Source organism: Niallia taxi (genome assembly GCF_004005475.1).
Taxonomy (GTDB): Bacteria; Bacillota; Bacilli; order Bacillales; family Cytobacillaceae; genus Niallia; species Niallia taxi.
Genome location: NZ_RZTZ01000001.1, coordinates 610,613 through 626,515 on the forward strand (window position 1 = coordinate 610,613; position 15,903 = coordinate 626,515).

At 40.4% G+C, this 15,903-nt stretch carries 11 protein-coding genes; 1 reads left to right on the forward strand and 10 read right to left on the reverse strand.

From position 1 onward, the window contains the following. Positions 1-57: 57 nt before the first annotated feature. The 10 genes from iolA to EM808_RS03020 form a co-directional block, all read right to left on the reverse strand. Positions 58-1,527, reverse strand: a complete 1,470-nt coding sequence (gene iolA, locus EM808_RS02975) for a methylmalonate-semialdehyde dehydrogenase (RefSeq protein ID WP_127735594.1) — start codon at positions 1,525-1,527, stop codon at positions 58-60. A gap of 613 nt (positions 1,528-2,140) precedes the next feature. Further along, the gene (locus EM808_RS02980; RefSeq protein WP_127735597.1) at positions 2,141-3,379 is read right to left on the reverse strand and encodes a sn-glycerol-1-phosphate dehydrogenase; all 1,239 of its coding nucleotides are present in this window, start codon (positions 3,377-3,379) and stop codon (positions 2,141-2,143) included. A gap of 44 nt (positions 3,380-3,423) precedes the next feature. Beyond that, complete coding sequence (locus EM808_RS02985) at positions 3,424-4,473, reverse strand: aldose epimerase family protein (RefSeq protein ID WP_127735600.1); 1,050 nt, start codon at positions 4,471-4,473, stop codon at positions 3,424-3,426. A gap of 22 nt (positions 4,474-4,495) precedes the next feature. After that, entirely contained in the window at positions 4,496-6,004 is a 1,509-nt protein-coding gene (arfA, locus tag EM808_RS02990; RefSeq protein ID WP_127735603.1) for an arabinosylfuranosidase ArfA, read from the reverse strand. 41 nt (positions 6,005-6,045) lie between these two features. Beyond that, complete coding sequence (locus EM808_RS02995; protein WP_127735606.1) at positions 6,046-6,315, reverse strand: DUF6171 family protein; 270 nt, start codon at positions 6,313-6,315, stop codon at positions 6,046-6,048. A 9-nt stretch (positions 6,316-6,324) separates the two neighbouring features. Continuing rightward, on the reverse strand, positions 6,325-7,815 hold the full coding sequence (locus tag EM808_RS03000; RefSeq protein WP_127735609.1) for an alpha-N-arabinofuranosidase: 1,491 nt from the start codon (positions 7,813-7,815) through the stop codon (positions 6,325-6,327). 170 nt (positions 7,816-7,985) lie between these two features. Then, positions 7,986-9,476 (reverse strand): L-arabinose isomerase, encoded by a 1,491-nt coding sequence (gene araA / locus EM808_RS03005; protein ID WP_127735612.1) that lies wholly within the window; start codon positions 9,474-9,476, stop codon positions 7,986-7,988. A gap of 21 nt (positions 9,477-9,497) precedes the next feature. Further along, the gene (araD, locus tag EM808_RS03010; RefSeq protein ID WP_127735615.1) at positions 9,498-10,223 is read right to left on the reverse strand and encodes an L-ribulose-5-phosphate 4-epimerase; all 726 of its coding nucleotides are present in this window, start codon (positions 10,221-10,223) and stop codon (positions 9,498-9,500) included. Continuing rightward, on the reverse strand, positions 10,207-11,910 hold the full coding sequence (gene araB, locus EM808_RS03015) for a ribulokinase (RefSeq protein ID WP_127735618.1): 1,704 nt from the start codon (positions 11,908-11,910) through the stop codon (positions 10,207-10,209). Before araB ends, araD begins: the two co-directional genes overlap by 17 nt. A 265-nt stretch (positions 11,911-12,175) precedes the next feature. After that, positions 12,176-14,416, reverse strand: a complete 2,241-nt coding sequence (locus EM808_RS03020) for a glycoside hydrolase family 127 protein (RefSeq protein ID WP_127735621.1) — start codon at positions 14,414-14,416, stop codon at positions 12,176-12,178. Positions 14,417-14,779: 363 nt separating this feature from the next. On the opposite strand from EM808_RS03020, the gene EM808_RS03025 reads away from it, so the two are divergent. Then, positions 14,780-15,895 (forward strand): GntR family transcriptional regulator, encoded by a 1,116-nt coding sequence (locus tag EM808_RS03025; RefSeq protein WP_127736695.1) that lies wholly within the window; start codon positions 14,780-14,782, stop codon positions 15,893-15,895. Positions 15,896-15,903 lie beyond the last annotated feature (8 nt).

Consider the following 15,903-nt stretch of genomic DNA (forward strand, 5'->3'; position numbering starts at 1 on the left):
TCAGAGCTTTAACTCTGATCGCGGCAAAAAATTCACGAAAAACAAGTAATCTATTTATCAATCAAAAGATGGCGATATATAACGTGCTGTGACGACTTTTTTACGAGTATAGAAGTCGACACTGTCCTTGCCGTTTGCATGAAGTGTTCCATAGAAGGAAGACTTCCAGCCAGAGAATGGGAAGAATGCCATAGGTGCTGGTACTCCAAGGTTAATTCCTAGCATACCTGCATCGATGTTTTCTCTGAAATAGCGGATAGAGGATGCATTTGATGTGAATAGACATGCACCATTTGCAAATTCCGACTGGTTGGCTATTTCGACTGCTTCTTTTAAGTTTTTCACACGCATGATCGACAAAACAGGAGCGAATATTTCCTCTTTCCAGATTGTCATATCTGTTGTGACATTATCAAAGATTGTTGGACCAACGAAGTATCCTTCTTCAGGGGCGTTTTTACGACCATCTGCAATAAGATTTGCTCCTTCGTCGATGCCTCTTTCAATATAGCCCAATGTTTTTTGTCTATTTTCTTCTCTGATAACAGGTCCTAAAAACACTCCATCCTCAAGGCCGTTTCCTATTTTTATACTTCTTGTTTTTTCTTCTAATGCAGCCATGAACTCCTCTGCTATCCCCTCTTCAACTGTAACAACAGCACATGCCATGCAGCGTTCACCAGCTGAACCGAATGCAGCTGAAACGACATTTGTAACCGTTTCTTCCAAGTTAGCATCATTTAAGACGATTGTATGGTTTTTCGCACCTGTTAGCGCTTGAACACGCTTTAAATTTTCTGAACCTTTTTTATATACATATTCACCGACAGGCTTTGAGCCAACAAAGGAGATAGCCTTGATTTCCGGATGCTCCAAGATGCCATTAACAACATCATGTGCTCCATAAACTACATTGAATACCCCTTTTGGAAGACCGGCCTCTGTGAATAATTCTACTAATCTTCTAGTTAATAACGGTGTTCTTTCAGATGGCTTAAGAATGAAGGTGTTGCCTAAAGCAATGGCCATTGGGAACATCCAGCATGGTACCATCATCGGGAAGTTGAAAGGCGCAATACCGCCGACTACACCGATTGGATAACGGTAGTTTGTTGCTTCTACGTCTGTTGCGATTGAAGCAAGAGAATCACCCATCATTAATGTTGGCGCACCTGCAGCAAACTCAACATTTTCAATGCCTCTCTGTACTTCTCCAAGCGCTTCCGTCAGGTTTTTTCCATTCTCGATTGTAATCAGTCTTGCTAGCTCTTCTTTATTTTTTGTTAGTAATTGCTGATAGTTGAATAAGATTCTTGCTCTTCTTGGTACAGCGACATTCTTCCATTTTTCAAACGCAGCTCTGGCAGCATTTGTTGCTTGTTCAATATCTTCCTTTGTGGAAATAGGAACACGACCGATGACTTCTTTTGTAGCAGGATTGTATACCTCTTCGTAAACAGTCGTATTGCTTTCAACCCACTCACCATTAATATAGTTTTTCAGTTTTTCAGCTGTAACTGTAGACATCCTCATTTCCTCCTCCAGATATTATTTCGGCTGTTTAACAGCTAATAAGTTGATTGTATCGCTTCCCTATTTACTTTAGTACGGCTGCAACCACCGTTCTCTTTTCATTATTTCGGGAAAACTTATTCATACTATCATCATTCTTGTTGTTATGTTTTGGTTATGTTTTGATAATTTATGATTACATCATAATACGGATAACGCTTTCAGTCAACCGTTTTCCTCTTTATTTTTTCATATTTTTGGAGATAAAGAGATAAAAAGGATGGTCTTCCTGCTATTTCTCGAGTAATTTCGATTTTAATCCGTGTTAAACAGCTTTATTTTCTGAGAGAATTGTCTAATAATCTAAATATTTTACAAATAAAGGGGATTTCCTCTATTTTTTTTATTTTTATTGAAAATGATTCTTGATACTTATCTTTGCTTTCTTTTCAAGGATGTATTCAAAAGTTAACCATCTATTTATCACCAAAGCAAAAAACCTGCTGATTTAAAGCAGCAGGTTTGTTTACCTTATCTTTTTTAATAGCCTGGGAAACAAGGGAGAACTAGCACTCTCCTTATTAAAAAAAATACAACCTGCTGTTGCGAACAGCAGGTTGTATTTCTCTTATACTTTTGCGACAGTGTCATACTCTGTTTGTAAAACTTCGTTAAGAAACTTCAAAACTGTGTAACGGTCGCGCAGGTTGTGGGCGTGCTTAAGGCTTTCTTGTACTAACGAGTCAGAAATGCCCAGCTCTTCTGGTGTAACTGGTCCTCCTAAGCTTTCCATTAGCTTTCTTGTATCTGCAGGATCTGGTATTGCTTGAATGATTTGTTTTATTTGATCCTTATTTTCTCTTATATTTACCAAGAGTTGCTCATGTTTTTCTTGAATTGCAGGATTGTCTAGTATATTTTCCAGCTCGGCAAGGAACTTTGTCTTATATATGGAGCTTAATAATATAGTAGTTACCCCGACTTTTGCTCCGTGAAGGACTTGTGGACGATTGTTTTTCAAAAGGTCCATTTCCCAGTAATGGGATAGATGATGCTCTCCGCCTGAAGCAGGATGTGATTGTCCGAACACGAGCATGGCAATTCCTGACTTAATCAGGCTTTCAATTAATATAGTAATGCCTTCCTCGTCTGCTGATGCGATTTTATCAATATTATTTACACATTCATCCAATGTAAGCTGGGTTAATTCTGCAGATAGCTCACAAAAAGGAGCGTTTGCTGCATAGCGCTCAAATTTCCAATCAGCAAGTGACGTGTATTTTGCAATGACATCACCGACACCTGCTGCAATCATTTCTTTTGGTGCGTTTTTCAACACATCAATATCAGCAAAAACAGCGATTGGGGACGTCATTTGAAATGTTTTCTTTTCCCCTCTAACAATAAGCGGTGCTCCTAATGATGTAAATCCATCAACAGAAGGTGCAGTTGGTACAGAAATGAATGGGATATTTAAAGTAGCACTGCAAAAGCGCGTGATATCATGGATAGTGCCAGATCCGACTGCAATCATAACATCACTGGTTTTTCCCGTCTCCAGCAGTACTTGGACAAGGGCCTTTTCATCTGCTACAACATCGCCGTTTTCATCTGGAGTAATTTGGCAGGAAGTTACTTTTATACCTTCTGCCTCCAGCAATTCTGCTAATTTTTCTCCAGCTGCTTTCATTGTCTTATCATCAGCTACGATCTTAGGATATTTAAATGACTTCTTGGTAAGGTAGTGAGCTACCTTGTTCAGCGCTCCACTCTTAACTACAATACTTTCAATCGGTATTTCATTATGTTCATTTTGGCAGCTGCATGTTTTACTTAAATCATGAATTTCGGCAATAAAGGTTTCCATTGACAGCTCCTCCTTTTAATTCACCATATCTTTTACTGCTAGCTTTAAGCTAATGTTCCAAAACGGTAGGTGGTTGTTGTTTTGTATTCCTTGTTAGCATCTATTATCCAGCTTGGAAAATCAGGCTGGTTAATGGCATCTGGAAGTCCTTGCGTTTCAAGGCAAAGTCCATGGTAACGTTTTGCTGGCACATCGCCAAATCTGTCAGACTCATCGATTTGGTTGCCTGTATACAGAACTACTCCTGCTTCATCGGTATTAATTGTAAGTGTTCTTCCAGACTCTTCGTCTACCAATAAAATTTCGTCTCTTTTTTCTTTATTTAATAGAAATGGATGATCATAGCCATCACCAGCAAGTGAAATTTGTGCTTCTCTTGATTCTGGCCCTGTTTTAATTAGTCTTCCTTCTCTAAAGTCGAAGGCTGTATGAAGGACATCTGCAACAACACCTGTCGGCAGCAACTCTTCATCCAATTCCAACACATGATCAGCATCTATTGTCAGCTTATGGTTCAGAATATCGCTTTTATAATTGCCGCTTAAATTGAAATACGAATGGTTTGTCATGTTGATAATTGTCTTTTTATCAGAAATGCCAGAATAACGGATAACCAATTCATTATTATTAGACAGTAAATAAGTAACAGTAAGCTTTAGCTCTCCAGGATATCCCTCATCGCCATCAGGACTTGTATGCGTAAACTGTACGCCAATTGAGCCAGCCTCCTCTACAGCCTCTGCCTCCCAGACAACCGTGTTATAGCCTTTTATTCCGCCGTGCAGGTGGTTGGGACCATCATTTTTAGCAAGTGTATAGCTCTGTCCATCCAATTCAAAGGATGCTCCTTTAATTCTGCCTGCAATTCTACCAACAACTGCTCCTAAAAAGTAGGAATCATTTTCATATCCTGAAAGTGAATCATACCCAAGGACAACATTCTCGATATTCCCCTCTTTATCTGGTGTCAAAATACTTGTGATAATACATCCGTAATTAATGCATGAAACCTCCATGCCATTATCATTTATGAGTTTATATTGAGTTACTTCCTTGCTGCCGATTTTCCCATAATGTTCTTTTGTTGATTTCATCAAATTCATCCTTCCATTTCATTTATCTTTTTTCTAAACGAATGACATTCCAAGAGAGCTTTGGCAGGACAGCTGTTATAATGCCGTCCTTCCACTCGGCATTTCCGTTTGTATGCGGTTCCACTTTTTGCTTTTCTGCACTGTTTTCTGCCTTAATATCATCATTTTCTAAAACGATGTGCTCGACAACCTGATAGTCTTCAAAATTACGAATATCACATTCAAGCAGCAGCCCTTCTTCCAAGTGACGATTTACCGCGAAAATAGTCAACTGTTCTTTTTCCTCGTTATAAACTGCTGTTGATTCTAAATAAGGAACATCTGTAAAGTCCTTGCTGTCGTACTTCGGACTAGAGACAATTGGGTTTAGCGAAACGCCTCTCCCGTAAACAGACGTATGCATATACGGATAGAATATGGTTTGCTTCCAAGCTGGCCCATTATCCTCTGTCATTATTGGGGCTATAACGTTGACAAGCTGTGCTAAACAAGCAATCTTCAGTCTGTCCGCATGCTTTAGCATCGTAATAAGCATGCAGCCAACAAGTAACGCATCCTCAAAATTATAAATATCCTCAAGCTGATGCGGAGCAATACTCCAAGGCTCAATTAACTTGTCATTTTCATTGCTGTGATACCAGACATTCCACTCATCAAAGGATAGATTTATTTTCTTTTTGCTTCGTTTTTTTGCTTTCACATAATCTGCAATCGATATGACAGAGGAGATGAAGTCATCCATTTCGAGTGATAAAGCCAGATAATTGGCTACATCATTAGACTGATTTCCGTAATATTGGTGTAAGGAAATATAATCTACATGGTCATATGTATGGTCAAGCACTGTTGCTTCCCAATCTGCAAATGTCGGCATATTGCGGTGTGAGCTTCCGCAGGCTACCAGTTCAATGGATGGGTCAACCCATTTCATCACTTTAGCAGCTTCTTGGGCTATTCGCCCATACTCTGCTGCAGTTTTATGTCCGATTTGCCAAGGACCATCCATTTCATTTCCTAAGCACCATGTTTTAATATTGTATGGTTCCTTTACCCCATGCGAAGCACGAAGATCACTGTAATAGGAGCCGCCTGGATGGTTGCAGTACTCAACGAGATTTCTCGCTGCATCAATTCCCCTTGTACCAAGGTTGACTGCCATGTTTACATCTGCTCCTACCAGCTTTGCCCATTTCATGAATTCATTCGTACCTACTTCATTTGTCTCTGTCGTTCTCCAAGCCAAATCCAATCTGCGCGGGCGGCTTTCAACAGGACCGACTCCATCTTCCCAGTTATAGCCAGACACAAAGTTTCCGCCTGGATAGCGGACAAGGGGTACTTGAAGTTCTCTAACTAGATTGATAACATCCTTCCTGAAACCGTTCTCATCTGCCTCCGGATGATTCGGTTCAAAAACACCTCCATATACAGCCCTTCCGAGATGCTCAATAAATGACCCATAAATTCGATTATCGATTTCTCCAACTTTGAAGTCCTTTTCCAGAATCATCTTTGCTTTATTCGCTGTCATATGCTCTACTTCCTTTCATTTAGAAGATTTTATTGTGAAGTTTATACAACTTTATGCCATTTTGGATTTCCTATATTAGGACAAGCCTTCCCTTTAAACTTGGCTCTATAGCGGATAATACAACCGCTATAGGCACATGTTGTTCCATATTGCAAGGAAGCACAAGAGGAGCAAATGCCAAGCCTTTCCTGATAAATGGAGTCACACACCAGCTTTTCAGGCGTTTCTGCTGCTTCCATAAGCAGCTCCTCAATGACTTCCTCTGAAACTATCACACTTTCAACACAGCCCTTGCATATATTTTCACTCATAGTCTCACCTTAATCTTCTGTAATTGCTAATGTGACAACAGACATTGGCGGAATGCTTACAGACAGCACACTTCCGTTTACTTCCACATCTTCAAACGCAACAGGCTTCACTGTTTCTGGTGCTTCAAAACTGTTGTGGGCATTCATCACATCTGCTTTGATAATTGTGCCAGACACTTTAGCAGCATTGCTTAATCCACGTAAATCCAGCTCAAAAGAGTTTCCATTAACATGGTCAATATTACAGAAGCTTACATGAATATTGCCATTTCCATCCTTCGATGCTGTTACACTAACCTGCGGCAGAGTTTCACCATTATATTCATACGTTCCGATTTGCGTATCCACACTCAACAGCTCTGCATCCTGATGTACTTTGTACATATCAAAAACGTGATATGTCGGCGTTAGAATCATTTCTTCTCCTTCCGTTAAAATCATTGCCTGCAGAACATTCACCGTTTGAGCGATATTCGTCATTTGGACACGATCACAGTGCTGATGGAAAATATTAAAATGCAATGCTGCAACAATTGCGTCGCGAATCGTATTTTGCTGATACAGGAAGCCCGGGTTTGTACCTGGCTCCACATCAAACCATGTGCCCCACTCATCAATGATCATGCCGACTCGTTTATCCGGATCATATTTATCCATGATGTTGCCATGCTTTGAAATCAATTCATCCATGTGGATCGCTTTCTTCATCGTGATGAACCATTCATCCTCAGGGAAGTTCAGTGCAGAACCTTTGCCAGTCCAGAAGTCGCCGGGAATCGTGTAATAATGAAGGCTTAACCCATCCATAAGATGTCCAGAATTTTCCATTAGTACTTCCGTCCAATTATAATCATCAACATTAGCACCGCCAGCAATCTTATAAATCTTGTTGTCCCCATAGTTCCTCACATATGTCTGATAACGGCGATAAAGGTCTGCATAATATTCTGGTCGCATATTGCCGCCGCAGCCCCAGTTTTCATTACCAACACCAAAATAAGTAAGCTTCCATGGTTCGTCTTTGCCATTTTCACGACGCCAATTAGCCATTGGCGACTCTCCTTCAAACGTCATGTATTCCACCCATTCGGACATTTCTTGGACAGTGCCGCTCCCCACATTTCCGCATATATACGGTTGTGTACCTAACAGCTCACATAGCAGCATAAACTCATGTGTTCCGAAATGATTATTTTCGACAACGCCGCCCCAATGTGTATTTACCATCCGTTTTCTGTCTTCTCTTGGACCAATTCCATCCTTCCAATGATATTCGTCAGCAAAGCACCCGCCTGGCCATCTCAAGACAGGGATATTTATTTTTTTCAGTGCCTCTAATACATCATTTCTAATTCCTTTTGTATTTGGAATCGGCGACTCCTCTCCAACCCATATTCCTTCATAAATACATCTGCCTAAGTGCTCCGCAAAATGTCCATATATATTTTTGTTGATTTTTCCCTTTTTTACATCAGTGTTGATGATTACCTTATTTGCCATCTTTATTTCCTCCTTTTATGAAAAAGCTATGTATTGCACAATTGCATGCGATAAAACGGCTGAAGTCAGAGCCTCCATTGTTCTAAAAATCTAGAATTGTAATGGAAGTTCTGACTTATCATGCTGTTTAATTGATTCATAGAAGAATCTACTAACTTTTTAATTGCTTGTTATTTTAAGCGATAGAACATATCGTTCCATTTCAATTCATTTTGGAATGCAATAGAGTTTGTGTCATTGTTAATGACAACAAGCTCGATGTCCACCAATTCTGCAAAGTCTCGAAGCTGCTCTGTTGAAACAACGTAAGAGAAGCATGTATGGTGAGCTCCGCCTGCTTGAATCCAATTTTCAACAGCTTGGCTTAAGGAAGGCTGTGTTTTCCACAACACTCTTGCAACAGGCAGATTTGGCATTTCCTCTTCTGGCTGTAGTGCATCCACTTCATTAACGAGAAGACGGAAACGATGGCCAAGGTCAATAATGGAAGCATTTAACGCCAAACCGCCTCTTCCATCAAACACGATCCGTGCAGGATCCTCCTTGCCGCCGATACCTAGAGGATGAACCTCAATTTTCGGTTTTGTTGCCGAAATAGTCGGGCAAACTTCAAGCATATGAGAGCCAAGAACCATTTCATTTTCTGGGTCAAAATGGTAAGTATAATCCTCCATAAAGGAAGTTCCTTCATTACCTGCAACAATTTTCATAAGACGAACGAGCGCTGCTGTTTTCCAGTCCCCTTCTCCTGCAAAGCCATAGCCTTGCTCCATCAGTCTTTGCACAGCTAAACCTGGAAGCTGCTTCATACCATGAAGGTCTTCGAATGTTGTTGTAAAAGCAGTATAATTACCTTCTTCAAGGAATGCCTTCATTCCTAATTCTATTTTGGCCTGTTCACGGATGGACTCCCTGATTGGCCCTTCCTCTAAACCTGCTGGGACAATATCGTACTTCTCTTCATATTCGGCCAACAATGCAGTAAGGTCCTCATCACTTACTTCATTCATCTTAGCGACAAGATCTCCGATTCCATACCCGTTCACTGTCCAGCCTAATTTAATTTGGGCTTCAATTTTGTCGCCCTCTGTAACAGCTACTTGGCGCATATTATCTCCAAATCTAGCAACTTTCAATACTTTACTTTCTGAGAACGCCGCTGCTGTTCTCATCCAGCTTCCAATACGCCCGCGAATTTCGTCATTCTCCCAATGACCAACGATGACCTTTCTGTTCAATTTTAATCTGCTTCCAATGAAACCATGCTCCCTATCACCATGTGCAGATTGGTTAAGGTTCATGAAATCCATGTCAATGGACTCCCAAGGAATATCTCGATTGTATTGTGTCGCGAAATGCAATAAAGGTTTTTGTAATGCTGATAAGCCTGCAATCCACATTTTTGATGGAGAGAATGTGTGCATCCACGTAATAATACCTGCACATGACTCATTTGCATTTGCCTCTAAAGCAAGTCTTCTAATAGAATCTGCATCCTTAACGACTGCTTTAAACCTTAGTTTATAGCTTAATGAAGAAGATGCGTCTAACGCATTTACCATTGTTTTTGAATGCTCCTCCACCTGCTTCAATACATCTTCTCCGTATAAGAGCTGGCTTCCAGTAACAAACCAAAATTCGTATTCTCTTGTCTTTAACATATTAATTCCTCCTGGCAATAATTAGTTTGACGTTTCTTGTTTTGTTTCTGCTTTGTTTTGTCCGTAATAGGCATTAGCACCATGTTTTCTTAAGTAATGCTTATCAAGCAAATATTGGTCAATCCACTCAACACCTGGATTCAGCTGCAGCGTATGAAGCGCCATTTTGGCAACCTCCTCAAGTACAACCGCATTATGCACGGCATTGTCAGCATCTTTCCCCCAGCAAAACGGCGCATGGCCTGTCACTAATATTCCCGGCAGTGCCTTCGGATCAATTCCCTCGTTACGAACTGTTTCGATGATGACATTACCAGTTTCCAGCTCATATGCTCTGTTTACTTCATCCTCTGTCAGCTTTCTCGTGCAAGGAACCTCACCGTAAAAATAGTCTGCATGTGTTGTTCCTAATGCTGGTATTCTTCTTCCAGCCTGTGCCCAGCTTGTTGCCCACGGAGAATGTGTATGTACAATTCCGCCAATTTCGGGAAATGCTCGGTATAAGGCAAGATGTGTTGCTGTATCTGATGAAGGATTCAAATCACCTTCTACTATATTTCCGTCTAGGTCTGTCACGACAAGGTCCTCGACCTTCAACTTGTCATAAGGAACTCCACTTGGCTTTATGACAACAAGCTTACTTTCTCTATCGATACCGCTTACATTCCCCCAAGTAAAAGTGACGAGATTATGCTGCGGCAGCATCAGGTTTGCCTCTAACACTTCCTGCTTAAGCTTCTCTAGCATAGTTATCCTCCTTGCTTGGTAAAGCAGATTCTTTTTTAATTTGCTTTAGTGTTTTCATAACATTATTTTCACCTCGTCCAAAGTAATCATAAAGACGAGCGTATTCATCAAAGAGCTTTCCATAAACGTTTACATTATTTTCGATTGGCTGATAAATATGATCTTTAATTCTGCCCATATCTTTAGCGGCTTCATTAATATGATCATAGCCACCTCTTTCCTTACCTGCTGCCACAGCACCAAACATGGCACTTCCAAGTGCTGGCGTTTGCGAGGATGCGGAAATCTTAATATCCATGTTCAGCACATCAGAATAAATTTGCATCATCAGTTCATTCTTTTCGGCAATGCCTCCTGCTGCATATACTTCATTAACAGGCACACCGCTTGCTCGAAATGTTTCAACAATCATTTTTGTGCCATAGGCAGTTGCTTCAATAAGTGCACGATAAATTTCCTCTGGTTTTGTTAAAAGGGTTGCGCCAAGCAAAACACCAGTCAAGTCAACATCAACGAGTGTTGATCTGTTTCCGTTCCACCAATCAAGTGCAAGCAGTCCGCTTTCGCCAACATTCAGCTTGCTTGCTTTTTCTGTCAGCAGCTGATGGATATTTAATCCTTTTTCCTTGGCTTCCTGCTCGTAGCTTTCTGGAACACAATTCTCTGTAAACCACTCAAAATGATCTCCAACACAAGACTGGCCTGCTTCATAACCTAAATATCCGGGAATTACACCATCTTCAACGACACCGCACATACCTGGCACAATTTCTTCTGTTTCGCCAAGCAGGATATGACATGTAGAAGTCCCCATAATCATAAGCAGCTTACCTGCTTCTGTTATCCCAACTGCTGGTACGGCAACATGTGCATCGACATTAGCGACTGCAACGGCTGTGCCAGCCTTTAAGCCTGTTAATTTAGCCGCTTTTTCCGTAATTTCTCCTGCCTTTGATCCAATTGAATAGATATCTGTAGACAGCTTTTCTTCTACTACATTTTCAAGCCGTGGATCGAGGGCTTGAAAGAATTCCTTGCTTGGGTAGCCATCCTGCTTATGCCAAATTGCCTTATAGCCTGCTGTACAGCTGTTTCGAGTGATTGTTCCCGTCAATTCGGAAATAACCCAATCTGTTGCTTCAAGCACTTGATCTGCTGCCTCGTAAATATCTGGTGCTTCATTTAAGATTTGCCATATTTTTGGAATTGCCCATTCAGAAGAAATCTTGCCGCCATAACGCTGTAAAAATGCCTCTCCTCGCTGTGCAGCAATTTCATTCAAGCGGTTTGCTTCATCCTGTGCCGCATGGTGCTTCCATAATTTCACGTAGCTATGCGGATTTTGCTTAAACTCTGGCAGGAAGCAAAGCGGAATGCCATTATTGTCTATTGGCAGGACCGTACAAGCAGTAAAATCTATGCCAACTCCAATAACATCTTCGTTAGAAACATTTGCTTTCTGCAAAACTTCCGGAATCGTAATCTGCAAAACTTCTAAATAATCAGCTGGATGCTGAAGCGCCCAGTCATGCTCCAGTTTTGTTGTTCCATCAGGCAAATATTCGTCCATTACACCATGCGTGTATTCTTTAACAGCAGTTGCCACCTCTTTGCCTGTTCCAACCTCAACAAGAACTGCTCTTCCTGATTGCGTTCCATAATCTACCCCTATTGAATACTTTGCCATGTAATAATCTCCTCTCTGATAAAGTATGCGTTTTCAAAAATGATAATTGGAATGTTGATCACTCTAATTCTTCATCCACATTACTTATTGGTGTTTTTATACGTACAAGAAGCAGCATATTCTGTTGTACACTGATTTCATATTCATCCTTACAACCACAATATTTATATCAACTTGTACGTATAACCTTAATGTCATTCTACCATCTCTGAAGATTATTTCAATCTCTTTTTTTATTTTTTTAAAATTTTATCCTCTGTTGTTTTTAGTCCCTTACAATCCGCAGCTCAAACACTTTAGGTACCCTCTTCTCTGCTTGTGCACGGAATGTAATGCGGGTGACTCCTTCTGTTACAACATTTTTTGGTAGCGTATATTTAATATAAACAAACTGATTCATTTCTTCCCATTCCAGCTTACCGTTCTGCAGCTTTGTTTCATTTGCAAGTACATCAAAGCCATGCATACTTTCCCATTCCTTTTTCGTATAAGCTACTATCAGACTATTTTCTTGGTCCTGCAACACCTTAAGAGCAAAGCTGAAATGTCCATTTGGCCATGTGTCTCGATATTTTCGATTTGACACTGTCCCAATCCCGACATGTTCTCCTGTAAATTGATGATCTCTTTCCGGCTGCATTTCTCCTGGCTGAACGAAGTCGATGCTTCTTGCTTCAAGCTCCTGCTCCTTTTGAATTGCTGCCTTATAAGATTTCTCTGCTTCAGCCCACTCAGCTTTCGTAAAAACATCCCAATAAACTGTCGCACTTCTATCATGAAGCAGGTGAAACGGTTTTAATTCCACATCTCTTGGATTCCCTATTCCTTCCAGCGCAAATGCCTCTTCACTTAACATGCTGATATGCTGTAACGGACTATCATCTGCTACTAGCACTGGTGTGAACAACAGGTCCTTCGTCTTTTGGGCATCACTTATCTCCCCCAAATCACCTGCTAGAACAATTGGTCCGTACAAAAATGCAACCCTGTTTGGATTATCAAGTATTGCTTCCTTACGAAGTGTCATCGGGATGTCAACCTCAAGTACATCTCCATCTTTCCAAGCTCTATCTATTTCTATAAGACTAGCTGGTTTAGTTTCATGATGATAATCCTCTCCGTTAATCGCAATGAACATTCCTTTTTCTGCCCAATACGGGTGTCTTAACGTTAAAGTAAAAGCCTTGTCTGCAGAGGCAGCTATTTCTATCCTGATTCTGCCATTCTTCGGGTATGCTGTTTTTTGCTCAACAACAACTCCCATTTCCTTCCACTCAAGTCGTGAAGAAATGTATTGATTGATGTAAAGCTTGCTTTCGTCATGAAAATAAATAGCATTTCCATGGCTTGCATGGTTTTCCATGCCTGATCCTACACAGCATGTAAAGCTGTCAAACTTTGAGTTATACTTTTTATGGCCACCCATATCGAGCGAAACGAAATAACAAACACTTCCATCACCTGGATGCTGGGATGCGAGTATGTGGTTATAAAGTGCTCTTTCATAATAATCTCCCTCCTCAGCAGTCGGTTTCCATCTGAAAAGATGCTTTGTCAATTTCAACATATTATACGAATTACATGTTTCGCATGTATTTTCACCTAATCTATCATTTACCTTACCTGCCTCGCCAAAATGCTCATTAAGAGAATTTCCTCCTATTACATAGGAATGCTCATGAACAACCGTATTCCAGAAGTACTCTGATATTTCCTTATATGTTTCGTTGCCGGATATCTCATACTGCCTTGCTGCAGCAACAACTTTTGGTATTTGTGTGTTGGCATGCTTTCCTGCGAGTGCATCCTTTTTATCTGCTAATGGATCAAGCACCTCTTTGTGATAAAATCTTTCTGAAAGTGCAAAAAAGCGCATTTCACCAGTATGTACAGCTAAATCAGCAAGCACCTCAGCCATTCCTCCGAACTCACATTTCAGCAATTCATCCATTTGTTCTTCTGAAAGGTCCTTTACCATATCCTCAAGCCAAAGCCCAAGCTTCGTTTCTACTGCAAGAGCCTTCTCATTATCTGTGTGCAAATAGGCATCCCGTAAGCCTGCAAACACTTTATGCATGGTATATAAAGGCACCCAGCCTCCATTCAAATCGAAGCCTTGGGAATAGATTTTTCCTTCCTTTACTTCCTGAAATATCGCTTTTCCTCTTGGAATTCCTGAGATTAATCCTGTTCCGTCTGCTTCCTGGCATAACGCAAGCTCCTCGACAATATAAGCCGCCCTGTCTTTGAATCTGCTGTCACCAGTCGCAGCAGCCATCAGTGAGCACGCAGATAAATAGTGACCTAAAGTATGTCCGGAAATACCTTGCTCCTCCCAGCCATTATAGTGGCTCGCTTTTGGTTCTAATCCGGCATATTCTCTATATCTAGACAATAGCTTATTTGGTTCAAGCTGAAGAAGATATTCCATGTTCAATTCCATTGCATGCTTAAAGGGACCATCTGTTATTCTTACTTGCGTTAAATCAAAAGCTTTAACTGCCATCAGATTCACTTTCCTCTCTATACTAGTAATAAGAATAGGTACTTGTTCTGAAATTGTATGGTTGTATTTATGTAAGCGTATTCTATACTAAAAATTCTATGATAGTTGTTCGTACATGTCAATAAATATCCTAATACAAATCTAGACATCTTTTAAGTTTTAGATAAAAGAATTGTCAAAAACCCGATGTTTTTCAGCAGAAAAACTGGGTTTACTCCCTTTAATAGCAACTCTTCTGTACGAACTACTTTTTCCGAAAAAATTTTATGATAGTCTTTTCCTGCTTTTTTTGGTACGATAGCTTTATATCTATTTTTGTACGTATAAGTTAAGGATATGGAAACACAAGAAAGTGGTGATAGTGTGGCACAAAAAACAAAATACAACATGGTTAAGGAACAAATTACTGAATGGATTACAACTGGGCAAGTCAAACCTGGGGAGAAAATTCATTCTGAAAATGAGCTTGTCAAAATGTTTGGAGTAAGCCGCCATACCATTCGCCAGGCAATAGGAGATTTGGTTCATGAAGGCTGGCTTTACAGAGAGCAAGGTGCCGGCACATTCTGCTCAGACAGAAAAACGGAAACTGGGTTGGGCTCTGCTGGTCAAGCAGGCAAGCGCACAAAAAATATTGGTGTTATTACCACTTATATATCTGATTACATCTTTCCTTCCATCATAAAAGGTATAGAATCATATTTATCAACAAAAGGCTATTCATTGACCTTCGCTTGTACAGACAATGACATTGACAAAGAAAAGCAATGCTTGCAGACAATGCTCGCTAGCAATATTGACGGGCTTATCGTCGAGCCGACAAAAAGTAGTAACTTTAATCCTAATATCAATTACTATTTGGAATTAGAGCAAAATAAAATTCCATACTTAATGATTAACCAATTCTACTCACAGCTTGCTCCTCCTTACATTATGGTTAATGATGAAAAGGGCGGTTATATTGCGACAGAGCATTTAATTAAGCTTGGCCATAAGCGGATTATTGGTCTTTTCAAAACAGATGATTTACAAGGTGTTAACCGCATGAAGGGCTTTATACAAGCATACAAGGATCATGCTGTTCCTTTCTTTCAGGATATGATTATTAACTTTACAACAGAAGATCAAGACAAATCGCTGGAAGCATTGCAGGAAATTCTCCAAAAAGAAGACAGACCGACTGCCATCGTTTGCTATAATGATCAGCTCGCCATAAAAGCAATAAGCATTTTACGGACTATGGGATTATCTATTCCAAATGATATTTCTATCTTAGGCTTTGATGATTCCTTTTTAACAGAGGCTTCAGAAGTAAAGCTGACCTCCATAACTCATCCAAAAATGAAAATGGGCGAAGAAGCAGCGAAATGGATTGTTGCTGCAGTCGAGAAGAAAAGCAAGCCGGCTCCATCGATTGTCTATGAACCACAAATTGTAGTTAGAGAGTCCACTGCTTCTGTGGCTGTCACGAAGCAGTAACTAAAATG